This is a genomic window from Methylocella tundrae (assembly GCF_901905185.1).
Classification (GTDB): Bacteria; Pseudomonadota; Alphaproteobacteria; order Rhizobiales; family Beijerinckiaceae; genus Methylocapsa; species Methylocapsa tundrae.
On record NZ_CABFMQ020000057.1, the window covers coordinates 33,219 to 55,796 of the forward strand.

Below are 22,578 nucleotides of genomic sequence, written 5' to 3' on the forward strand. Positions count from 1 at the left end.
GGCCTGTGACGTAGCTCTCATGGCTTCACCGATCTGAATTTCAACGACTGAACTTGCCAGAGCCCGGCCATATAATTCTCAAAATCATTCTGATCATCGAGAAATCTGCATTCAAAGGCGAAGATGAAATCCGCCGAGATAAGCACATTACCCGCTGGAGGCGCCACGAAAGTCAGATTATTGGGCGTTGATAAGGTCCACCCACCTGTTTGGCGCGCGCCGTCCAGGTAGACGTTCTGAACGGAAAGCACCCACCCGACAGGCTCCGTAAAGCCCCCCAATGTTCGGACGAATGGAAAAGCCGTCGTAACTCCATCGCCAACGGCAATGGCCTGTCCAACCATAGCGCTGTCACCCGGATCCGTGTAGAGGAAGGTGCCGAACTGACCCTGGCATTGCAAATAGAGCCCTAGCAAACTTTGGAGGGAGTTCGCGCCGAGCCCGGGAAGCGCCGAAGTCGAGGCGAGGCCTTCAAAGGTCAATTCGAATTCATATAGCGGATAAGCATAGAGTGGCGTTCGCGCTTCCCTGCCAGAAGAGTTGCTGACGATTCGGGTCGAGAATGTTGGTCGCTTGTGGACAGACCATGCTTGTCCAGGCAACGTGGGAAAGGCGGGCGGCGTCATATCTTTACAGTCCTCAGAACCACAGTTTTAGCCTGCCAGATTTGGTTCATGAACGCCTCCAGATCTGCTTGGTCGTCTGCAAAGCGACAAAGAACAGTCGGACCAAGGCCGAGCGCGGGTGAAACAGGAAACGCAAAGGGCGTTGTCTGCCCGCGGGCTGATTCATAGAACCCGGCCAATACTTCCAATTCATGATGAACGTCATCCATGCGCAAGGCGTCGAATGAGAGTTCGATTTCCCAAACGGCCGTCGCCATTCTCGCCATCCTGCTGGCGCGACCGGATGCGCGTTCGGTCGCGACCGTCGCAAAAGACGGCTTGTAATGGACAGACCAGCTCTGCCCGTTCAATGTCGGAAAGCTCGGCGGACTCGCCGGCGTTGGCGCTAGATCCAGAACCGGCGGGGGTATGAAAGGCCCCTTGCCACTCAGCCAATTGCCGGAGGGCCAGTTGGCCGCATCTCCCCAGACATCGCTACGCGCAGGAAATGCAGGAAAAGGGCGCGCATCCCAGTTCCACGCTGACATGAAGGTCGGCTCGATCATCTTTACGCCGGCGGCGGATGTCTCGTTCTGCCCGTCGTCTACCCAATATTCATAGATCGCCTGCAACGCCAACAGTGTGAGATTTGCGTCTTCCGCTGGGGCATATCTGCCGACCTCGGCCGGTTGCCAGACTGACCAGAACGGCGTCGCGCTCTCGCTGGACTTTGCGTCAAAGAACACATTCGGCTGATTGGTTGCCCGATCGCAGGTCGGGAAGCCGTATTCGGTGAAGGTAATTGGCTTCGATTGTGCGGTCCATGCCGTGCTCGGTCCGTGTTCCGCGAAGCCATTTCCGTCGCCGTCATCGTAGATCGCCCGGTGCGAATTATTCCACCACCAGCGCAATTTCTTGTTCGCAAGTAGTTCCTGGTTTGCGTAATAGGGTTGGCGGTCCTGTGCGAGTCGGTCGCCACGTGGAAGTGAGACCCGGAGGTCCGTGCCGTTGGGATCGAGTCCCCGCCCCAGATTTGTGCTGTCCCCATAAAACCAATTGAATTTCTCTCCGCCTTCGATATTCGCTTTCAGATAGGCTTTACTCGTGAGCGTCGGCGGTCCGGTGAGACCAAGGCCAACGCTGGAGACGTCAGGAGGCGGCCAGCTTGATGGCCGCGGCGATGCCCAATTTCTGGCGTCTATCCCGCCACCACCGGTGGTCCAATCGCTCAGAGGAAGATAGTTGTCAAAACAGACGAGATCGATATTCTCGTGAGCCCACAATTGATCGAGATGTGGCCATTGTCCGTCGGCGGCTGGATGCTGATAGCCCATCCACGCGGACCAATCGGCCGCGTAGGAAATGAGATTATGCAAGCCGGTCTCGTCTTTGGTCAGACCCGCCTGGTCGAACACGGAGCGGACGTCGTCGCACAAAGTCATGAGACCCGAGACAAAAGGATAATCCCAGACCGCGGCGCCCGACGCGTCACGAGTTCCAGCCTTGGTCCAGGCCGGCCCACGAATTGTCTCAAGTCCGCGAAGCTCGGATCCGAGCAGGAAGAGATCGACGCCTCCCCCTACAACGCAGAGGTTCGCATAGTGCAAAATCATCCGTCTGAATGAATAGTCCGTCGGCGAGCCGCTGTAGGCGACTGTAAGATTGGCCGTATCGCGCGCGAATTGTGCCGCCGTCGCGGCGCCAAGAAAGCTTGCGGCCGCGGCCGAGGCGCCAGATGAGACATCATCGGATTGATAGGCAATGCGCCCGCGCCAGGGAAATCCTGGCGCATCCATTAACAGGAAAGGGTAGAAAACCACGCGCAATCCCCGCGCCTTCAGATCGCGGATACAGCGCACGATAGATTGGTCGGAGGGAGTGCCGCCATAATTGAATGAAGCGCCATTCGAGGAAATCGGGATAAGCTCCGGCGAAGTCTGCGTCAGCCCGGAGCAGCGCCAGACATCTGGCGCCCACCCGGCGCCGTCCCACTTCTCGAACACGCCGCCAATGTAGGTTGTGGACGGATAGATCCTGCAGCTCGATGCGTCGACCGAATCGCCGAACCACGCGACGACGAGCGCGACCGTTTCGCAGTCCGGAAATTCGGCCTGCAATTGATCGATAGAGTAATCCAGATCTGTCCTTTGTCCGCCGGGGGCAAAGTAGGTGTTAATCGGGGTTAATGCCAATTCGGTCACGCGCCTGCCGAGATATGGCGTAGTGTCATAGGTCCACTCCCCCGTGGCGGGGAGCAGATTGACTCCTTTGATATAGCCCATGTGATATAGCCCATGTGTCAGACCGCGCCGCCGATTTTGCTGAGTCCGAGGTGCGAACCGGTGCGCACGCCATCATTGATCGTGCGCAAGATTTGTCTCCCGTTGTTTTTGAAAAATTGTTTCACGCCCGAGGCGTCGATAGCCTGGACGCTAAAATTCGTCGAATGATGAACGTGCACGGTTCCGGCGCCGCCCGCTCCGCTGGACAACGCATTTCGCAAGGCGCCCGCTGGTCCTGCCGGAACAATCATTTCGCCCTGATGCACCTGTGCGATCATATCGCTTGGCAGGCTCCATGCGCCGACTGCGAAAGAGGCGAGCCCTGTTGCAACGCTCAGAACCGTGGCCTCGCCGGCCGCGGCGGGTCCGGCGGCCGCCGGACCCATCACCGGCGCAAGGAAGCCGAAGATCCCGGCAAAGGCCTCGCCCGCGGACGCGGTAATGCTTTTCAGCACATTCGAGACGATGCTCGCGTTGGAGGCCGCCGCCGCGGTGCTTTCAAATCCCGCCCGCGCAGAGGCGCCAGCGGCGACGGCGCTCGTCTGCGCGGTCTGCGCGGCCGTTGTCGCAGCCGTATTTATCGCTAGGCCGGCGAGCCAGTCAGCTACGAATCTCACGCGCGCCGCAATGAAAGATTGGACGATCGACAAAGCGACGCCTTGAGCGGCCTGTCCGAGCGTCCGCTGCCCTTGAACCAGGCCCATCATGGAATTTGTTACGCTTGATCCGATCTGCTCGAAGGTGCGCTTGTAATCAGCGTAAATCTGCTGGTTGACCTGGCTTTCGATCTGCTGCCGCTTTAGTGCCGACTGGCTCGCAAGTTCCTCGATTTGGCGCTGGACCGTCGCATAGGCGAGCGTTCCTTGTTGATAGTCGCCTTGAAGAACCTGAAGATGCTGCGCCTCGATGTTTTCGCGTTGCTTTTCCGACGCTAACAGGCTCGCAAGCTCTTCCTGCCGCGAGATCTGCCCTGTTTGCGCCTGCTGCTTGATCAGCGAGGATTGCAGCGCAACGCCGTTGAGGGCGATATTATAGCGCCCCTGCTCCGTCTGGCGCGCAATTGCAAGCTGAGTGTCGCTGGCGGCCTGCGCCGATGTAATTGTCTGCGCGGCATTGGCCGCATAGGCTTGCGACAGGGTGGCGAAAGAAGCGTTTATTTGCGTCGCGCCGCTGCGGAGCGCCCCCGTGGTCGAGTCTACAGCGGTCGACGCCTGCCGCAAGCCTTTTTGCAAATCTCCGACGTCAGCGGTAAATCGGATGGAGACATCATCAGTCATGCGCAAAGATCCTTACATGATTTGCTCGCAATCGTGACTGAACGAACGAGGCGATTTTGTAACGTCGGCCAGATCGCGCGCAATGCTTCGCGGGACGCGACGGTGATTGCTGGACGAGGTTCGGGAATTCACCCGCCTTCCGCCGCGCGCACGAACCCATCCGGATATCGTGCGATCAAGCCGCCGATTCCGCTCGGGTCGGCGGCGCTCTTCGATGAAACAACCTGAGGCTTGCGTTCGATGCGATGAACGCATTTCAGGATCTCATGCGCCGGCGGATAGTCACGCCAGTAGGAAAAAAGCGCTAGGATATCGTACAGCGTCATCTCGTCGATCTCGGCCGGAGTATAGCCGCAGGCGGTCATGAGCCGGGCGTAGATGTGGTCGAAGTCTATGCGGGCGGCGGCATCGCATCCGCCGCGCCCGCTCAGGCTTCCCCCGCGCCGGCGTCTCCTTCTGCCGACGAAGGAAGAAATCCGCCGAGACGCAGGATGGCCGCCATCGCGGCGGCAATTTCGGGGGACGTCGCCTCGACGTCTCCAAGCGACGCCGCCGCCTCGGCATGATCGCGCCGCAACGCGATCGCCACGATCGCCATCGCGGCGGCGACATTGCCTTTCGCTTCTGATGCATTCGCCATGAGAACTGGTTCGATTTCCTGTACCTGGCGCAGCGTCAGGGGCCTGATCGGCCATTCACGCTCGCCAAGCCTTATCATCTCGGTGCGCATGCGCATCAGGAAGCCTCCGCGAAGGACCAGGTCATCACATTGCCGGCCGGGTCGGCAAAGCAGGAAAAGTCAAATTCCGGCATGACGAAATCTTCCAGCTTGGTCTGGAAGCTCAGCTTGCTCGAAGTGCAATTATTGAGTTTCAGCGAAAGGGCCTGGCCCTGGAACGTTGTGTAGAACACCGCCTGGAAGGTTGGCGTCGTGCCCAGCAACTGATTGCTCACCGTGAACTTCTGCCCCGAATTGTTAGCGGTATATGTATAGCTTATCAGCACTGCCGTGCCTGCGTCGGCCGCGTTGAATGTCACGACGCCAGAGGAGATGGAATATTGCCCGGGAGATGGAGCCGAGGCGACTTTGGTCAGCGGCAGGCCCGTCGCGGCATAGAGAACGCCCTGGTCGTCCACGAAATTCGTCGCATTTGCGACGGTGACCGCGTAGGGCGCCGCCGCCGGAACCGACGCCGCTTCGGCAAAGGATGTCGCGACTTGCCCAGCAGAGGGCGCGACGCCATAAAAGAGATTGGCCAAGGCCAATCCGGAAATGCGCGCCACCTTTGCCTTTCCCGTTGTCTTGATCGTGCCGCGCGCAATAGCGACCGGGCGCTGATACTGCCCGGTCAGTTCCTTGATACTCGCGGTTTCCTCGATGGTGACTTCCTGCACCAGACCGAAATTGACTGGCGTCGCGTTCGCAATATCCGTGCGGGTTCCGAGCAGAACGCCCGAGCCGAAGCTATACATGGATGACCTCTTTTGTTCGACCAATGCTAATGCCGTCGCCGCCGCCACTCCACAGGATGGCGGCCATCGCGACCGCGACTTTCGGAACGCTTATGGAAGTATCAGCTTCACGGGAACGATCAGCAGCGCGTCGCCGTCAAGATCGCCCGGATCCTTCAATGTCTTGCCGTCGATGCGGCAATGATGAACAGCGCCCCCCAATGTGTTGCGGCCCATGGCCAGATCCGCTCCCGAAAGCGCGAATGCGTCATCCAGCGCGTCCATAACGTCATTGATAAGCGTGGCGCCAATGACCGCGGGGTCTTTGGCGTTGAGGTAGACGAAAAGTTTAAGATCGATCGCCCGCTTCGGCGTTGCGCCTTCATTCCAGAAATATGTTTCCTGTCCGCCCTCGAACATGAAGCACGCTGGCCGGCTCGTCGCCGGCACGTCGCTCCAGAGCTTTAGACGCCGCGCTGGCCCCATCTTCCACGGGTAGGCGCCCGAGACGAGGCTTTTCAGCGCTTCGATGGCGATTTCACGCCTTGCCGCCGTCATGCCTTTTCCTTTCCCGCTATTGCGCTGACGTCAGCAACGCCGTCAGCCTCAGCCCTGTCCCAACGCCTCGAGCGCCGCCTGTTTCAGGCCAGCGGCGATCTCATCGCTCATTTCCGCAAAGGAGCTGCCGATGTAGGACCGTGACGGGATAGTCGAACCTGGATGATGAACCCTCTTGGCGAAACTCTGCCCACCGCCGGCGCCGAAGGCCAACGCTTTCGCCTTAACTGCGACGATGTCGTGCGCCGCGGTCTTGCCGCCGAATTCCTGGATCGCGGCATAGGGAACCCCGCTGCTGGATCCGACTATCGCCACGGCGGAGCCGTCATCTTCGACCGAAGATTGAATTGAAGCGGCGAGCGCGCCTGATCTTGTGCGCAGGACTCCACCCGACAGCTTCTGTTGAATCCGGGATTCGAGGACATTACGGAGCGCATCCGCCGCTTGAACGAGCGCATCCTGCACGGCCCCGATGTCGAGCGTGACCTCGATCATGGCGTCACCAATCGGCGGTATGGCTGCAATGCCGCCGCGACGAAGTCTGGAACGTCCTTTACGATGAACGCCATCGTTTCCTGACCTCCAAGCGATTTCGATTGCTGCCCGATGCGCGAGCGATAAGCGTAGCGCTCGGCCGCCCAATCCATGCAGCAGACCGCAAGGTCGGCTGGCACATAGCCGTATGTGATGTTCAGTGCAGCGCCCGCGTCGGACGGCGCGAATGTGTACACGCCATTTTGAACAACATATTGCCCAGCGACGGGGTTCCCAGCGACGGGCGACAATGCAACGCCATTCGCATAAGCGACGCCGCCGTCGCTGGCCCAGTCTCCGTAGGGCGCGAGCACGGAGATGGCGTAGGGCGGCGCCTGCGGCGCCATTGCCGCCTCTCCCGTGATTTGATAGCCCGCCAGATAGGAGACCTGGACATTTTGCACGCCAGCCGTGAATCGGCGACCCCGCAGCGATAACCGCTGCATCCGCCCCGGTGGCTCGGAGTCCGCGCCGTCAAGGACAAATCCGGCCTGGAAGGCGGCTCCAGCATCAATGGGCGGCGCCGGTGGGATCGGAACGCCGTTGACGCCGCAAAGCGAAACAGAGTTGACCGGCCACTGCCGCAGGATGATCGAACATTCGTTGCCGCCGTCATATGTCTCCAAATAGTTCCCAGGCAGAATGCAGGGCCGATCGAGTATGTTGAGGATCGCCCGGCTGATCTGCGTAATGAGTTGCGACAGGAGAAGATCGTCCTCGCTTCCCGCTATATCTAGCCAGGTTTTGAGATTGGACAGGTTGGTGAGATCATAGGCAGAGGCCATAAGCTGGGGTCCTCAAAGTGACGCGGCCAAGAACTCGATCGGGGTTCGTCGGCCTTGTTCCGCGGAAACGGCGCAAGGCGGCATCACGCGAGGCCCATCGCCTGACGCGCCATGGCGCGCAATTCCTCATTCGTCACAGGGAGGGAAACCGAGACGCCCCTGCCCTTGAGGAAGGCGAAAAGCCCCTGGCGGCTCAAGGCAGACACGGACTCAGCACTGGCATTGACGTTAGCCCCTGCTCCTGCCACGCCTGATGTTTGCTCGAAAGGCAGAACCGATGCCTCCGAAGCCGTTAGGCGGGTCCGAATTTCTTCCGTGCCGATCGTCTGCAAAGCTCGCAGCGTCGCGTTCATCGCAGCGACGATGAGCTCTTCACGGTTCATCGAGGCAAGCTCGCGGAGATCCTCCTCCTCCCACAGGCGGAAGCCATGGGCGGAAAGAGCGGGCCAGTCAGCGTCATCAACCTCTATCGAATTATCCTCGGCAATTTCGAGGCTCCGCCCGAGATGCGAAACGGCGCCGCAACCGGCGGGAACACGTAGTTTCATGGCGACCATCCTTGTTTGCGCCGCGCTCAATTTACCCGGCTTCGAAGCAATCCGGGCGGCCGCCGACGACCGCCCGCACAACGGTCAGCCGTTGCCGATGTTTGTGATCAAGGCCAGAGCCGGGGGGAAATAATGCTGCAGCACTTCATCGGCATAAACGCCATATTCATATTTGCGAGTGCGCAGCGGCCACTCGATCTGATAGTAGTCTTGCCGGGTGCGGATTTGCATGACGTTGCCGACGCCGGCGAGCGGGTATGGCAGACCCTTCGTCGTGAAAAGAATCGTGCCGGCCGGCATGTTCGGATGAACCTTGATATCCACGACTCCGCCACCCTGCATCGAGAAGCGGTTGAGGTAGGTGCGGACCATGATGCCGCCGCCCACGAGATCCTGCGCCGTCTCGAACACGAAGCGTTGCGCCGAGCTCTGCGAGGCCGCCAGTATTTTCTTCGAAATATTCAACGCTTCCTGCGAGCTCACCCACATCGTGTCGGGCGACAGGCGATAATCATCCCACATGGATTTCAGCACGGTGTCGATTTCGATGATGCCGCCGGATCCATCGGCGGTCAGCGGCGAACCGGTACCTGCGGTCCCCGGGCTCGTCGTATAGACCGACGCCCCCGACCCAGGCTTGAACGCCTGATAAATGAGGCCATCGAAGGCCAGCGCGTTAGCTGAATTGTCATTGCTTCCCAGTGAAGCCGCCGTCTGTGATCCGGCCGCCGCGGCGCTGATCACAACCGAATTGATCGTCGTGATCGCGCCAAGCACTTCAGCGCCGGCGGCGCCCCAGAACCACGCGTATCCGAGCGCGCCCGGAACGGGCATGACGCTTGCGCTGATCGAACCAGTCGCGCCCGTTGTCGCCGCCGTGGCGCTTGCGCTCTTTGCAGCGACGCCGCCACCGAAGGTGTCGGACGAACCATCGGCGTTGGTGCGGGTGATCTGGCCCTGCACGCCCCCCTGGATTGAGCCGTTCATCATACCGTCGAGAGTCAGCGCCGCGCATATAACGGACCATGTCTGCGCGGCCAGCGATCCTCCGCTCGTGGAAGCCGCGAGAGAGGGCGTCGGCGTGACTCCAAGCGCGCCCGAAGCGCAACCTCCAAGGATCATCGCCTCTTCGCCGAGCATCAGCGCTTCGAGGCCGGTCTTGGCTCCGATCGCCCGAACGTCGTCAAATTCCTGACCCGCGAATTGCGCTTCAAAATCGACGCTTGTTTCAACACCGATGCCCTTGTAGGAGGCGGTGTAGTCCTGCGTCGCGACCGCAAGCACGCCGCCGCGGTTGGCTGACGAAACGCCAAAGCGCAAGCCCGTCGTATTGATCTTCGTGATGGCGCGCCAGGCCGCCTGAATGCCGCCCTTGCCAGAAACGCGCGGGATCATATTGCGCAATGGAGTCAACACCGGATAAAGAAATTTCGCGCCGAGTTCGAGATCGTAGAAGGTCAGCCCCGAAGTCGCGCTCTGACTCTGCGAAAACGTGCTTTTCTCAAGTCCGATCAGGCTCTTGAAGCGCGGGTCGCCGAGCGGCTTCGACTGCGCGGTCTTGAGCCGGTCGAGGACGTCCTGCGCATCGGTGTGCATGGTCATAGCTTACTCCTGGCGGATGGAATTGCTGGAAGAAACGTAAGGGAAGTCGGACGTCCGCACGCTGTGGGGGGACGTTCGGTCGAGACCGGCTAACCGCGCATAAGCGCGCTTCGTAATGTCTTGACCGATGGCGCTCCGGAACGCGGGCGCGGGCGCTAGTCACACAGTGTTGTCATCGCATCGGCGCGCGCCCATTGCGCTGCGCGAGTTTGATCGCGAGAACGGAGAGCGCCTCCGGATCAAGAAGGAGTTTCTCGACAGCATCGCCGTTGCGTGTGTCCAAACCCGCGTCTTCGCTTTTTGAAATCGATCGCGCCGAGCCCGCGAAGGGAAGCGGAAGGGGTTGCGATTCGATCTGCTTCACGCGGCGCAGCACGTCGTCAATTGTCGTCGCCAGCGCATCGAAGCGCTTTTCCAATCCGCCGGACATGCTTTTTTGTGCGTTGCATTCGGCGCCGAGATCGACGGATGTGTCATGCATTTGCTGCACGCGATGTTGGTCGGCTTCACTATTGCGGGCGCCGATCTTTGACAGCTTGGCGCTGGCGCGAGGGCGGCGCACAGAAGGCGCCGCCGACATAGCCAGAGATTGCGCCCCAGCGGACTGAGCGGGGCCCAGCTCCGCAGTTTCTTCATTCGCCATCGCGCGCAAAATGGCCGAGGCCCGCGTGACGAGATCACGCAGTCTGTCGGGCACGTTTGAATCATCCTGCTCAGCATTCGCTTCAGAGGCGGCGTCGCTTTGCAGGTCATTCAATTCGTCGATGAGACAGGCCAGGCGCGCGACCGCATCGAGGTCTTTGCCAAAGCTGCGCAGCTCCCTTGTGCCATCGGCTTTGATCATCTCAAACTGAGCCTGTGGGAGGCAAGGCAAATCGACGAGTGAAATCTCGGTGGGATCCGCCGTATAGCGCGTCAACCCATCCTCGTCCGTCCAACGCCGCGCATAGGCGCCGCCTTGGGAGAAGCCGGTATAGACGCCTTCCGCGACCTTCACCCATTCCGCGTCATCAATCACCTTGGCGCAGATTTCGATCTGTTTGCGCGTATCGTTGAAATTGATCTCCGTCACTTTGCCCGCCGCCACCGGCCCATGCATCGCACGGAGATTGCCAAGCGACTTCCCCGCGGTGGATTTGGCGATCTCGGCCGACCATTTTTCATAAAGGGGCTTGGTCGAGGCGTAGTCACAAATTTCGCCGGCGCGGTCTTCCGCCTCCGCCGTCGCAAGGCCATAGACGAGGCGCTGCGCCGCGTCGACCTTCGTAATCGGGATGAACATTCGCAACGCGGACATGCGTGCTCCTTGGTTTTCGTTAAAGTAATGGAGGCGCGGGGATGGCAAGCAGACAAGCCGGCGGCGCGAGGCCTCCAGCGCCTCTGCGTAAAATGCGGAAGCAACTGCGCGAGGAGAAAGAGCAATCCAGCAAGCGCTGAGCGTTTCCCTACTCCGGCAGCGGCACATAGCCCCCAGCGGTCAACGCCATCGCCATATTCGCCGATGCCGCGGGCAACGGCGGACGGCCGAGCGCGGCGCGCGCCTCGTTGATTGTCAAGATGCCCTTCGATGTGAAATTCGAAAGGATCGTTTCCTGAGTCAGCGGATCGGTCTCGTGGCCAGCACTCCAGATGAATTCAAGATCTGGCGCGTCGAGTTCGTTCGCCAGAATATCGTCGATCAGCGCTTTGACCCAGGCCAGGATTGGCGCGAGACCTTCCTCTTCGGCAAGGTCCTTCTGTGTTTCCGCGGTGGCGCGATTCAGCGTTTGGGTCAATGCTTGCGGCGAGATCGAGAACGCAAAACACACAATGCGCGCCAGCCACTCGTCGAAGGGACCTTTGAGTTCGGGCTCCTTGGTTTGAATGAAGGTTTTGGCGACCCCTCCGGGGACGAATTTTGCGCGCCGTCTACGGCCGAGCTCACCGTCGAAATAGGCGTCCCAATATTTCTGATAGGTGGCAATCTGGTCAGGCGTCCAGTTCTCCGGCACGCCGATCAGACTGTCTGGAATATTGCCTTCTGTAAAATAATCGAGGAGATACATTTGGCGCCGCAACGCGATATTCACTGTTGTGACGATCTGCTCGACGGGACTCATGCCGTAAACGCGGTTGACGCGGAGATTGCGCGGCCTGTAGATCAGGTCGCGCACCGAGTAGTCAATAGCTGGGTAGCCTTTGAGGATCTGCTGGTAGGCCGTCGGATAGACCAATGCGCCACCGTCCAGATATGGCTCTGGCGTGCGGCCGAATCCATCGATCACAGGCTTGATCGTCGCGCCATCGAGCGGCATAAGCGCAGTCAGCCGACCGGAGCGATCACGCCGCAGATACAGCGCCGCCGCGTCCGTGACAAAAACCTCTTCCAGTAGAATGCGCAGCCAGTCGGCAAAGCAGCGGTGGCCATCCGGCCGAGCGATAAAGTTCGTCGCCGCGGTGATGCGATCGACATTGCCGGCGATGAGGGTGGTCTTGTCACGCGCAACGATGGTCCACGATTGGCGTGAGGCCTGATCCTTGCGCGTCTCGATCACGAGCCGAAGAAGATCGTAGCCGTCAGCGAGGCCGCGCAAGGTTGCAAAAGTGATCGGCTCGAAATTCCGAGCCGTTGTCGATAGATTATAGCCGGATGGATAGTCCCATTGCCGTCCGGTGACTTCGGGCGGCGCCAACGGAGTCATTGGCTCCAATGGGCCAAACCAACCATTTTCCCCGGCGGCGGCGGTGGAATTGGCGAAGCGAATATCGATCTCATAAGGGCTGAGCGACCAGCTTCTTGTCCCGGCGCGGCGATCGACCATGCTGCTTCCTTCGTGATTTGACGTTGTTGTGCGGTACGCGCCAACGGGCGACTCAGGCGCCGCTTCCGCCTTCCGCCTCGCGACGATAGAATTCTATGATGCCTGCGCCGTCGTCGCGCCCGAAGAGATGCGTCAGCGCCCAGATCGCCGCATCCGCGTGGTCGGGGCTGCCGCTGCCGCTGTAGCCAGCGCTCGAGAACGCGCAGAGCTGATCCTCGAGCTTCCCAAACCGGCCGACATGATGAACCTGGCCCTGCGCGTAGCGGACCGAAATTGGCTCGGCCCTCACTGCCTTGCCGCGACTGGCGGTAACAAGGCGGACGGGAACATTTCGATCCGCCGCCTGGATTGTGGCGCGAACCATTTCACCACCGAAATTGCTCTCCGCAACGATGCAATCCGCCCGGTATTTGTGAAAAGCGATGACAGCGCGCCGGCCCCAAACGATGGGCGCTTCCCGGCAGGACAGATCATCGAGTATGTAACCGTCGCCATCAAATCCCCGGGCCGCCACAATGATCCCGATTTCATCCGATCCGAGATCATCACGCCCCGCGGCTCCGGAAGGATCAACGGCAACGACCACGGCGGCGCGCTTGTCCGCTGGAATGGTGTCTTCGGGGCGCCGGTTCGCGTCGATCAAACCATAGGTCCAGAGAGCGCCGTCGACTTCATCCACGTAGATCCCTTCATAGAAACGTTTGCGTTGTTTCTCCGGCAGGTTGGAGAGGCTCATCAGGAATTCCGTCGAGAGATTTGCGCTGTTGTCCGGTGGATTGAGAAAGGTGCGGCAGTAGTTTTCCGGATCATTCAGATGCTTCATCGAAACGGGATCGCGCTTTTCGCCAAAGAGCTGATTTGTCCAGTGTGTCTTGCCGACGGGGTTGAGATCAACGAATGCCCGCTGAGGGATATTTGGGGCGACTTGCGCGAGGCGCGTGAAGGCGATCAGCGCCGACGAGTAAGGGATCTGCGAGGCTTCATTCAAGAAGACAGTCGAATATTCGAGACCCAGGATCTTTTCGACGCGATCCTTATCGTCGAGACCCCCGATCCAGATGCGCGAGCCATTGTCGAACTCAAAATAGCCGTCCTGCCGGCGCTCCTTCAGCGGCGTTCCGGGAAAGCAGCGCCGCATCACCTGAGGGAGCGAATCGAGAGCGATGGAGGCGCGCGCGGCGTTGGCGTGGAAGCGCAGAATCGCATGACGCGTTCCTTCAGCCTGAAGCGCACGGCGGACGATCGCGCGGATGATAAGAAATGTCTTGCCTGAGCGCGTGCCGCCGGCGAGACAGGCGTAGCGTTGCGGTCCCTCCAGCATACGGCGCGCCGCATCCTGGCCTGGGCTGAATGTCACCATGCGCGATCCAGTCTTCGTAAGTGAAGGATTCAGCAAATTGAAACGCCCGGCATGCGAGCGTTAAGACCTTCATTGGGCAAACCGGAATGACGGCGATGGGCTATCGGCGCCTTGTCTCAGACATCCCGGATCGGCTGACGCGATAACGTCGGGAGCGCATTTGGGCGCTCCGCCACGCAATGCCGAAGGTGTGTTTCGTTGAGCAAAGGCGTGTAAATCGTAGATGCAGATCGTGCACTGCATACGCGCATATTGCTCTCACAATCTGTTGCAAGTCAACGCTTGGCGCCGGTAGTCGATTTGCCAATCTTACGTCATTTGCTCCGTCAAAGCGCAGAGTCCAAAAGCAACTGTCAAGATCCAGAGCCGGTACGCGCTCGGCTTGGACGAAGTCACACATCAATGGTGGTTGATGCTGGCTCAAGCGCACGATTAAGATGATCAAATGCGGCGGACGTGTCTGGCGCGACAGCGGTTCACCGCATGTGGATGATCAAGGCGAAAGGCAAGCTGAATGCCTGATGCAGTTGGGGCGCTGCATACGCGTATATTCGATCGCAAATTGTTGCAAGTCAATGCACCGGGTCCAGGGCGCAATCGCGCATCGTACATCATCGCCATGATCGAGCGAATGCGGTTCGAGTTTTGGCGATGCTGCATGACGCAGAAGCATAGGCTTGAACTGCGTGAGCAAGCGATGGCGGCCACGGATGATGGCGGAGAATTACATATCGCAATGGACATGGGATTGAAGCCGGCGCGCGATTGGGGCCTGAGGTTCGCGCATGTAGAACTTGCAATGCGACGCATGTCAACGCGTTCAGACCGCGGTCGCGATCGACGTCTTACCTGTTGCAAGGCTTCAGGACATGCACATCGTGGCGGCGCGGCCCCCAGACCGCCCGCGCGCCATTCGGCGCGAGGGGTCAGCTTTTGGGACGTGACCGCCGCAATCGAAATCTGTTGTTTCGCGGCGTCACATTCGCCAGTTTTTTTTGGGGCGAACGTCGATGGGCGCGACAGACTACAGGCTAGAAGACCAATACGCTGCGGGCGTTGAGCGAGGCGGCGAGATGAATCAAGGCCTTTGCTCGTTTGCGATAGAAAGTGTGAGGGGCCCATTTTTTTTCAGCGCACAGGGCCTTGACTGATCGCCCGCGCGCGGCGCGCAGAGCCCAGAGGCTGGTCACCAAGGCCATTCCACTGTCGAGCGTCCGCAATTCGCGCAACCAGTCGAGAGCCGCATCCATCTGCGCAATTTCGATGCTCGTGGGGCGCAGCATGGTTCGATTGCTTGCGGCGTTGCGAGCCTGGCGATCGCTCGGATCGATTTCGGCCTGCGCCAATTGGTCGGCCCACGCGACGGCATGGCTCGGCCAATGGCCGCCTGGTTCGCGAGGTCCCCGCAGGCGAGGCATCCGGTCGAGGGTGGCGAATGCCTTGACCAGTGCCTTCGCGACCTGCTCCGGGTCCCAACGCGCAGGCAGCGCGCATTGGCCGCCATGATCGTCCCCTTCAAGGGCGTTGATCTTCGCATCGAACTCCATGATCAAAACCCATCGTCGAGGATATTGTCGAGGAGCGCCGGGTCAGCCGCGACGACAAGGAGCAAGAGCCTGATCATGGCTTCTCGGGTCAGACTGCGTTTGGTGGCCGCCGCATCGTAAAGCTGCGTCGCTTCAGGTGGGAGGCGCAGCGCGAGGGCGGCCGCGGCGGCGCGAAAGGCAAGACCAAAGCGCTGCGCCTGGCGATGAACATTGTTCGGAGTCGACGCGATCAGGGGATCTTCGGCAATGCGGCGGGCGTCCCAGCCCATACCGAGGAGAAAACCTAGTCTGGCAATGCGCTCCCCCGTCCAGCGGGCTTTACGGATCTCGGTTTGAATAGTCACGGCAAAGTCTCCCTCGGCTGCCGATTGCGTCGCCGCAGGCTTCGGCTCTGTGGCGCAGGGGAACGTTTACGGTATTTCTACCGTGTTGTAAAGGTATTTTTACCTGATGCGCTCGCGGCCGAGTACGGTTATTCTACCGCAATGGATTTGGAAGACGTCCTCACGCGTATCGAAAGCCGCCTTACTGCTTTGGGCCTTTCCGCCCATGCGGCCTCGCTCGCCGCAAAGAAGCCCGACGCCATTCGCAACCTCAAGCGCGCCGTCAAGAACGGCGACAGGCGCGGCGTCACCACCGAGACGCTCATCGCGCTCGCGCCCGTGCTGAAAACGACGGCGGCCTGGCTGCTCGAGGGCGTTGGCGACCCGACGCCCGGCAATCGCGTCCGCGTCGTCGGCCGCATCGGCGCCGGCGCGGAGATCCTGCCCGAATTCGAGCAGATTCCCCCCGAAGGTCTCTATGAAATCGACGTTCCGTTCCCGATCCCTTCGGACGCGATCGCGTTCCAGATCGAGGGCGACAGCATGTGGCCCCGCTACGATCCCGGCGATGTCATTATCTGCTGGCGCGAGGGCGTCAACGCGGACGATGTGATCGGCTCGGAGGCCGCCATTCGAACCGCCGACGGCAAGCGATATCTGAAACGGATCCTGCGTGGCGCAAGGACCGGCACTTTCGACCTCGAGAGCCATAATGCGGCGCCGATCCGGAGCGTCAAAATCGAATGGGCGGCGGCGGTTCAGGGCGTGGTCCGATTCGGTCAATGGCGCCGGAGATGATCTGGTAAGATCGCTCAGCCTTAGGTACATATACCGTATGTATGGTAAAAATACCTGTTATGGTCGCCCCGGTCAATCCGGAGCCGAATCCATGTCACTGCAACTTTCATCCGCGCAAACGCAACTTTGCGCCACCTTTCAATCGCAGGCCGATCGGACGACCCGCTATCTGGTCAAATGCCGCGCACAAGCCTATGCAGAGCGGCCCGTCGATCTCGACGCCATCGCAACCGGCCTATCAGGCGCGGCGCCTGAAACACTCATCGCGATCGGAGCCGACCTGCTTCGCATCGAAGCGCTCACGCCAAAGCGCTGGTTCGGCTTCGGAAGCGAAACCGCGGCCTTAAACGCGCGAGCGCTCATGCTGCTCGGCCGTGCGCTCCGCCGGTTTGGCGCGCCCCGAAAGCTCGTGCGCCCTGTTCAACCAAGTGAATGACGCAGGCGCCCTTGTTCTCGGCCGCTGCTGATCCTAATTTTACCTTGATGTCGCTCGACTGAGGCGGAGCAGAAGCATGAGCGAAAGCCTTGGTCCCCCGGCGGCGGCCCACGATGAATGACCTCGACGATTTCAAACGATAAGCCTCATTTGCCACGATGTTCATGTCTCAGCGGCGCCGGTTGATGGAACCGGACCGCCAGCGTGTCGTTCTTTCGTCGTGGCGTCATAGGGAGAGTCGCAATGAGTGCGCCCGCAGTTGCATCATCAAAAGTCGAGCCGCTCACTACACCCTCCGATTTATCCCAAAGCCTGTTTCGCACGCGCCAACAAACGCTTTCCCTCGCAGCGCCTCTCGGCGCGGAAGATCAAGCGGCGCAGGCGAATGAAGACGCGAGCCCGACAAAATGGCATCTCGCGCATACGACCTGGTTCTTTGAGACGTTTGTTTTGCAGCCCTTTCTGCCTGGATATAAAGTCTTCGACGAACGCTTCAATTACTGTTTCAATTCCTACTATGAAACGCAAGGAGCGCGACAGCCGCGCCCGATGCGCGGTCTCCTCACTCGGCCGACCTGCTTTGAAGTGCAAGATTACCGCGCCTATGTGGATGAGGCGCTGCAATCCCTGTTTGGAAGCGCCGTCGCGGATGACCCAGAGACGCGGAGCCGCATCGCGCTCGGCGTCAACCACGAACAGCAACATCAGGAGTTGCTGTTGACGGATGTTCTCAGTTTGTTTGCGCTGAGCCCTCTGCGTCCGGCCTATCGCGACGGCGGCCGGACGCATGCCCGCGACGACGTTTCCCCCCTGAGATTCGTCGGTTTCGACGGTGGACGGCGCGCCATCGGCCACACGGGCGAAGGGTTCGCGTTCGATAATGAATCCCCGCGCCATGATGTTCTCTTGCAGCCGTTCGCACTCGCAGATCGCCTGATTACCAATGCGGAATGGCTCGAGTTCATGCGTGGAGGCGGCTACGGCGCCTCCAATCTTTGGTTGGCCGACGGCTGGGCGAGGATCACAAAAGAGGGCTGGGGCGCGCCGCTCTATTGGGAAGAGCGCGACGGGCAATGGTTGCAAATGACATTATGGGGCTTGCAAACGATTGATCCGGCGGCGCCTGTCTGCCACATCAGCTTCTACGAGGCCGACGCTTACGCGCGCTGGGCGGGCAAACGGCTGCCGACGGAATTCGAGTGGGAAGTCGCGGCGGAAGACATTGCGGTGGCTGGCAATATGCTGAGCCGGGGCGCTCTCCAGCCGCTTCCGGCGTCGGGGGGCAAGGGCGTGCGCCAAATGTTCGGCGATGCTTGGGAATGGACGCAAAGCGCCTATGCGCCCTACCCGCGCTATCGCTCCAGCGCGGGGGCTCTCGGCGAATATAATGGAAAGTTCATGTGCAACCAGCAGGTGCTGCGCGGGGCTTCCTGCGCGACCCCTGATTCCCATGCGCGACGAACCTACCGTAATTTCTTTTATCCCCACCAGCGTTGGCAGTTCTGTGGACTGCGCCTAGCGGATGACGCCTGATGTCACAGATCGCAGAAAAACAGACGCCCGACGCCCCCGGCTCGGCGAAGGATCCGGCCGCGCGCGTCATTTTGGCGGGTTTGTCGCAGTCGCGGAAAACATTACCATGTTTTCTTTTCTATGATGTCCACGGCAGCGAATTATTCGAGGAAATCACCCGGCTGCCAGAATATTATCCAACACGAACGGAAGCGGCGATCATTGAGGCCGCGGCCAAGGACATCGCCCTCCACACGCCGCCTGGAAGCGTGCTCGTGGAATTCGGCTCGGGCTCGAGTCGCAAGACCGAGATTTTGTTGAGCGCGCTGCCGAGCCTTTCAGCCTATGTGCCAATCGACGTCTCGAGAAGCGCCCTCGATGAGGCCTCCGCCCGGCTCGCAGTGCGATTCCCTAGCCTTCGAGTCTTTCCAACGCTCGGCGACTTCGCCGAACACTTATCCTTGCCACAAGCGCTTTCAAAGCGCCCGCGTCTTGGATTCTTTCCCGGCTCGACCATCGGTAATTTCGCGCCTGCCGACGCCTGCGATCTGCTGTCGCATATGGCGGAAAACCTCGGGCCTTCAGGGCGGCTCGTGATAGGGGTCGATCTTCGCAAGGATCTCTCGATCCTGCTTCCCGCCTATAATGACGCAGACGGCGTGACGGCGGATTTCAACCTCAACATTCTCGTCAGGCTGAACCGCGAGATGGGAGCTGATTTCAACGTCGATGATTTCGCGCATAGAGCGGTTTTCAACCGCGAGGAAAGCCGGATCGAGATGCATCTTGTCAGCCTCAAGGCCCAAAGCGTGGAATTGCTCGGGCACAGCTTCGCCTTCGCAGAGGGTGAGAGCATCCACACCGAGAATTCCTACAAATATTCCATTCCGCAGTTCAAAGAGCTGGCGCGGCGCGCCGGCTGGTTTCCGCGCGAGGTCTGGACCGACCCGAAGTCCCTCTTCAGTCTGCACGAATTGACCATCGCGCATTGAGGCGCCCGGGCAGTTCATTCGACCTTGCCTTCGGCGCGCGCCGGATTTCCGCTTTTCCAAAAAATGCTTTAAGAAGCTAGGGCATTGGCTTCTGGGATCCGTTCACATCATGACGCCGACGAAAAACAACTTCGATTACAGCATTCCCCAGCAGGTCGATCGCCTGCGCGCTTCGCCGCGGCTTTTCGACAATGCGTTGCTCGACAAACTATCGCGCGTGCACTGGTCTGTGCCCCTTTACGTCTATATTCCCGTCATCGCGCTTCTGGCCGTGAAGAGCTTCCAGTCCTTCAGCGCCATGGTCGTCATTGTCTCGGCGGCGCTTGGGTATCTTCTATGGACCCTCACCGAATATTTCGGGCATCGATTCCCGTTTCATTACAAGCATCCGAGCAAATTCGGAGCGCGCATCCATTTTCTGGTGCATGGCGTCCATCACGACCACCCGAACGATCCGCTTCGTCTCGTGATGCCGGTGCTGCTTAGCGCTCCGATCATGTTGATCGCGCTGCTGGTGGTCAGGGTCTTGTTCGGCCTGCCTTACGGCTATCCCGTCCTCATGGGCTTTATGATCGGTTATCTCGCCTATGACATGACGCATTATTATACGCATCATGCGAAGCCAACGACGCGGCTTGGCCAGACGTTGCGGCGGCTCCATCTCATGCATCATTTCCGCGATCCAACCCGCGGCTTCGGCGTCAGCGCGCCGTGGTGGGATTACGTGTTCGGCACGCAGCACGTCAAACAGGAGCGTGAGCGCGCCTCACAGGATTAGGGCGCGATCTGCAAAAAGTTGCTGACTTTTTGCATAAGATCAGGCGCTACGACAGGCAAAATGGAGAGCACGAATCGATTCCGTGAGGGACCCATCATGCTTCTGACGGACTGGCAGTTTACCCCTGTTTCTGAGTTGGCGCGCTTTTCTGCGAAGCTGGCGCTGGTCCGCGCCGCGCGTCGAATCGGCTGCTTGCCCAAATCACCTGATGCGTCGTCCAGCCGCGGAGCCACGCCGCAAGAGCCAGCACTTCCCGGCCGAGGAAGGCCACCGGCGACCAGACTGAAATTCGCCATCCCTTCGCCGCGGCGAACGCCGTTTCAGCGCAGAACCATCCGGCGAGCGTAACGCAAAAAGCGGTGAAAGCCGGATAGCCGGCAAGGGGCGACGCCAGCGCCGCCGCGAGCGCCGCGGGCAGCGGACTGGCGAGCGGCTCCAGCGGATAGGATAGCACATTGGAGCGCCGAATCACGCTCCATCGGACCTGGCGGTGGTACACGTCGCTTAAACGGCGAAAGCCGATCTCCTGCGCAACGGTGCGGTGGGCGAAGACGGTCTTCAGCCCGAGCCGCGCAAGGCCCATCGAGATGGCCGTGTCTTCCGCCAGATTTCCGCTCATCGCGGCAAGCCCCCCGGCGCGATCGAAGTCGCTGCGCCGAAAAACCATTATTTTGCCGACGCCGAAGCCAAGGCCCAGCACAGAGGCCGAAAGCAGAAGCCGCGCATGCGCATTGATAAGGCAAGCCTCGATCTCCCCGGCGACGGATTCCGGCCGCACGGCCACCGGGGTTCCGACGACAAGGCCAACGTCGGGAGCAAGGTTCTGGAGGAAAGCCGCCATGGTCTCAGGCTCGAGCGTGATATTCGAATCCTTGGTCATGACGACGTCATGCTTCGCTTCGGTCAGCGGCGCAGCCAGATTATTGAGCTTCGGACTGACTGCCAATCGGCTATCCGACTGCAGGAATCGGCATGGCCGCGAGGGATGCGCCGCCGCCAGACGACGGGCCGCGCTGAGGGCTGGCGAATCGACCTCGGCGGCGCTGATGAGGATCTCGTAATCGGGGTATGTCTGCGTGAAAATCGAAGCCTGCGCGGTCTCGAAACCCGGGTCGAGGTTTTTGATTGGCAAAATCGCCGAAACCGGAGGCTGTGCGGACGCGGTGGCGCGACGCCTTTGGACCAAAGGCTGCGCCAGTCCGAAAGCTAAAGTCAGCAGAAAAAGCGCAATGGCGAGGCACCACCAGATCGCTCCGGCAAAGCTGAAAAAAGTCGCCGCCATTCTGTTCCTATTCTCCCATTGCGCTCCGATAATGCCATGCAAACGGGAGCTCCGCCCGCCTTAGAGCATGTTTGACGTTCCGGAGCCATCCCTCGCGTCGCCGCGGCGCGCGCACGCCCCCCGGTTGCCAGTTCCGAGGAACAATGCCATCAAACTATTCTCAAAAAGACGCGTCTTCGGGCCGACAGTAAGGACGTCAGAGTGCCGGAACTGCCTGAAGTGGAAACGGTGCGGCGCGGGCTCGAACCCGCGATGATCGGCGCGAGAATCGTCGGCCTCGACCAGCGACGGCCGGATCTTCGCTTTCCATTCCCAGATCGTTTTTCGGAGCGCCTCACGGGCCGCGAAATCCTGGCGTTAGGGCGGCGGGCGAAATACCTTCTCGCGGACCTCGACGATTCCAGCGTGCTCGTCATGCACCTTGGCATGTCGGGATCTTTTCGCGTCGAGGATATGGGCGCAGCAAAAGCTTTGGCCTCATGCGGCGCGCCATCCAAAAACGCTGCGCATGATCACGTCGTCTTCACCCTGTCGACGGGCGCGCGCATCGTCTACAACGACCCGCGACGATTCGGCTTCATGCAGTTGCTGGCCCGTCACGAGCTCGCAGATCATCCCTTGTTCAGGGCGCTTGGGGTCGAACCGCTCGGCAATGAACTCGACGGCGCGGTCCTGGCCCGTCTTTTCACTGGCAAGACCACCCCTCTGAAGGCTGCCCTGCTCGATCAGAGTCTTATCGCCGGCCTCGGCAATATTTACGTCTGCGAGGCCCTGCACCGCGCGGGCCTGTCGCCGCGGCGCGCCGCCGGGAGCCTTGCATGCAAAGACGGACGGCCGACCCAGGGCGCGCGTCTGCTGGCGAAAATGATCCGGGAAGTTCTCGAGGAGGCCGTCGCGGCGGGCGGATCATCGCTGCGCGATCATCGCCAGACCAATGGCGCGCTCGGCTACTTCCAGCATAATTTTCGCGTTTACGACCGCGAACTCAGCCCTTGCCCCACGCCGGAATGCGGCGGCGTGATCCGTCGGATCACGCAGTCAGGACGGTCAACCTATTTCTGCGGCGTCTGCCAGCGTTAAACGGGCCCGCCCTTAAAGCAGCGCCC

Annotated in this window: 23 protein-coding genes; 6 read left to right on the forward strand and 17 right to left on the reverse strand. The window is 60.3% G+C overall.

Annotated elements, in window-relative coordinates; all coding sequences use genetic code 11:
* Window positions 1-17 precede the first annotated feature (17 nt).
* The 16 genes from MPC4_RS05535 to MPC4_RS05610 all read right to left on the reverse strand — a co-directional run bounded on the left by MPC4_RS05535 (window position 18) and on the right by MPC4_RS05610 (window position 15,695).
* Window positions 18-626 carry a DUF2460 domain-containing protein gene (locus tag MPC4_RS05535; RefSeq protein ID WP_174511644.1) on the reverse strand — a complete coding sequence of 203 codons (609 nt, stop codon included), beginning with the start codon at window positions 624-626 and terminating at the stop codon, window positions 18-20.
* Window positions 623-2,887, reverse strand: a complete 2,265-nt coding sequence (locus MPC4_RS05540) for a baseplate megatron protein TIM-barrel domain-containing protein (RefSeq protein WP_174511645.1) — start codon at window positions 2,885-2,887, stop codon at window positions 623-625. The genes MPC4_RS05535 and MPC4_RS05540 overlap by 4 nt, the downstream gene beginning before the upstream one ends.
* Before the next feature lie 17 nt (window positions 2,888-2,904).
* Window positions 2,905-4,164 (reverse strand): hypothetical protein, encoded by a 1,260-nt coding sequence (locus MPC4_RS05545; RefSeq protein WP_174511646.1) that lies wholly within the window; start codon window positions 4,162-4,164, stop codon window positions 2,905-2,907.
* Between the two features lie 128 nt (window positions 4,165-4,292).
* Entirely contained in the window at window positions 4,293-4,529 is a 237-nt protein-coding gene (locus MPC4_RS05550; RefSeq protein WP_174511647.1) for a hypothetical protein, read from the reverse strand.
* Window positions 4,530-4,591: 62 nt separating this feature from the next.
* A complete protein-coding gene (locus MPC4_RS05555) occupies window positions 4,592-4,900 on the reverse strand; it encodes a hypothetical protein (protein ID WP_134490938.1) in 309 nt (102 codons plus the stop codon).
* On the reverse strand, window positions 4,900-5,637 hold the full coding sequence (locus MPC4_RS05560; RefSeq protein ID WP_174511648.1) for a hypothetical protein: 738 nt from the start codon (window positions 5,635-5,637) through the stop codon (window positions 4,900-4,902). The genes MPC4_RS05555 and MPC4_RS05560 overlap by 1 nt, the downstream gene beginning before the upstream one ends.
* Before the next feature lie 90 nt (window positions 5,638-5,727).
* Window positions 5,728-6,174, reverse strand: coding sequence for a hypothetical protein (locus MPC4_RS05565; protein ID WP_174511649.1), 447 nt, complete (start codon window positions 6,172-6,174; stop codon window positions 5,728-5,730).
* Window positions 6,175-6,222: 48 nt separating this feature from the next.
* A complete protein-coding gene (locus MPC4_RS05570; RefSeq protein ID WP_174511650.1) occupies window positions 6,223-6,669 on the reverse strand; it encodes a phage virion morphogenesis protein in 447 nt (148 codons plus the stop codon).
* Window positions 6,666-7,493, reverse strand: a complete 828-nt coding sequence (locus MPC4_RS05575; protein ID WP_174511651.1) for a hypothetical protein — start codon at window positions 7,491-7,493, stop codon at window positions 6,666-6,668. The genes MPC4_RS05570 and MPC4_RS05575 overlap by 4 nt, the downstream gene beginning before the upstream one ends.
* A gap of 83 nt (window positions 7,494-7,576) precedes the next feature.
* Window positions 7,577-8,041: a hypothetical protein gene (locus MPC4_RS05580; protein WP_134490928.1), complete on the reverse strand. Its 465-nt coding sequence runs from the start codon at window positions 8,039-8,041 to the stop codon at window positions 7,577-7,579.
* A gap of 84 nt (window positions 8,042-8,125) precedes the next feature.
* Window positions 8,126-9,643 carry a hypothetical protein gene (locus MPC4_RS05585; protein ID WP_174511652.1) on the reverse strand — a complete coding sequence of 506 codons (1,518 nt, stop codon included), beginning with the start codon at window positions 9,641-9,643 and terminating at the stop codon, window positions 8,126-8,128.
* A gap of 172 nt (window positions 9,644-9,815) precedes the next feature.
* Window positions 9,816-10,940 carry a hypothetical protein gene (locus tag MPC4_RS05590; RefSeq protein ID WP_244628864.1) on the reverse strand — a complete coding sequence of 375 codons (1,125 nt, stop codon included), beginning with the start codon at window positions 10,938-10,940 and terminating at the stop codon, window positions 9,816-9,818.
* Window positions 10,941-11,088: 148 nt separating this feature from the next.
* Window positions 11,089-12,444 (reverse strand): phage portal protein, encoded by a 1,356-nt coding sequence (locus MPC4_RS05595; RefSeq protein WP_174511653.1) that lies wholly within the window; start codon window positions 12,442-12,444, stop codon window positions 11,089-11,091.
* 52 nt (window positions 12,445-12,496) lie between these two features.
* Window positions 12,497-13,804 (reverse strand): phage terminase large subunit, encoded by a 1,308-nt coding sequence (locus MPC4_RS05600; protein ID WP_174511654.1) that lies wholly within the window; start codon window positions 13,802-13,804, stop codon window positions 12,497-12,499.
* Between the two features lie 1,031 nt (window positions 13,805-14,835).
* Window positions 14,836-15,351: a hypothetical protein gene (locus MPC4_RS05605; protein ID WP_174511655.1), complete on the reverse strand. Its 516-nt coding sequence runs from the start codon at window positions 15,349-15,351 to the stop codon at window positions 14,836-14,838.
* A gap of 2 nt (window positions 15,352-15,353) precedes the next feature.
* Window positions 15,354-15,695, reverse strand: a complete 342-nt coding sequence (locus MPC4_RS05610) for a hypothetical protein (protein WP_134490920.1) — start codon at window positions 15,693-15,695, stop codon at window positions 15,354-15,356.
* Window positions 15,696-15,836: 141 nt separating this feature from the next.
* On the opposite strand from MPC4_RS05610, the gene MPC4_RS05615 reads away from it, so the two are divergent.
* The 5 genes from MPC4_RS05615 to MPC4_RS05635 all read left to right on the forward strand — a co-directional run bounded on the left by MPC4_RS05615 (window position 15,837) and on the right by MPC4_RS05635 (window position 20,190).
* Complete coding sequence (locus MPC4_RS05615) at window positions 15,837-16,472, forward strand: S24 family peptidase (protein ID WP_134490918.1); 636 nt, start codon at window positions 15,837-15,839, stop codon at window positions 16,470-16,472.
* A gap of 91 nt (window positions 16,473-16,563) precedes the next feature.
* Window positions 16,564-16,908, forward strand: a complete 345-nt coding sequence (locus MPC4_RS05620) for a hypothetical protein (RefSeq protein WP_174511656.1) — start codon at window positions 16,564-16,566, stop codon at window positions 16,906-16,908.
* Between the two features lie 243 nt (window positions 16,909-17,151).
* A complete protein-coding gene (gene egtB, locus MPC4_RS05625) occupies window positions 17,152-18,441 on the forward strand; it encodes an ergothioneine biosynthesis protein EgtB (RefSeq protein WP_174511657.1) in 1,290 nt (429 codons plus the stop codon).
* Window positions 18,441-19,412 (forward strand): L-histidine N(alpha)-methyltransferase, encoded by a 972-nt coding sequence (gene egtD / locus MPC4_RS05630; protein ID WP_174511658.1) that lies wholly within the window; start codon window positions 18,441-18,443, stop codon window positions 19,410-19,412. Before egtB ends, egtD begins: the two co-directional genes overlap by 1 nt.
* A gap of 109 nt (window positions 19,413-19,521) precedes the next feature.
* Window positions 19,522-20,190, forward strand: coding sequence for a sterol desaturase family protein (locus tag MPC4_RS05635; protein ID WP_174511659.1), 669 nt, complete (start codon window positions 19,522-19,524; stop codon window positions 20,188-20,190).
* Window positions 20,191-20,308: 118 nt separating this feature from the next.
* Here the strand turns inward: MPC4_RS05635 and MPC4_RS05640 are convergent, their stop codons facing one another.
* Window positions 20,309-21,472, reverse strand: coding sequence for a glycosyltransferase (locus MPC4_RS05640; RefSeq protein ID WP_174511660.1), 1,164 nt, complete (start codon window positions 21,470-21,472; stop codon window positions 20,309-20,311).
* A 201-nt stretch (window positions 21,473-21,673) separates the two neighbouring features.
* Here MPC4_RS05640 and mutM point away from each other — a divergent pair, with 201 nt between their 5' ends.
* Window positions 21,674-22,552, forward strand: coding sequence for a bifunctional DNA-formamidopyrimidine glycosylase/DNA-(apurinic or apyrimidinic site) lyase (gene mutM, locus MPC4_RS05645; protein ID WP_174511661.1), 879 nt, complete (start codon window positions 21,674-21,676; stop codon window positions 22,550-22,552).
* Window positions 22,553-22,578: the final 26 nt, after the last annotated feature.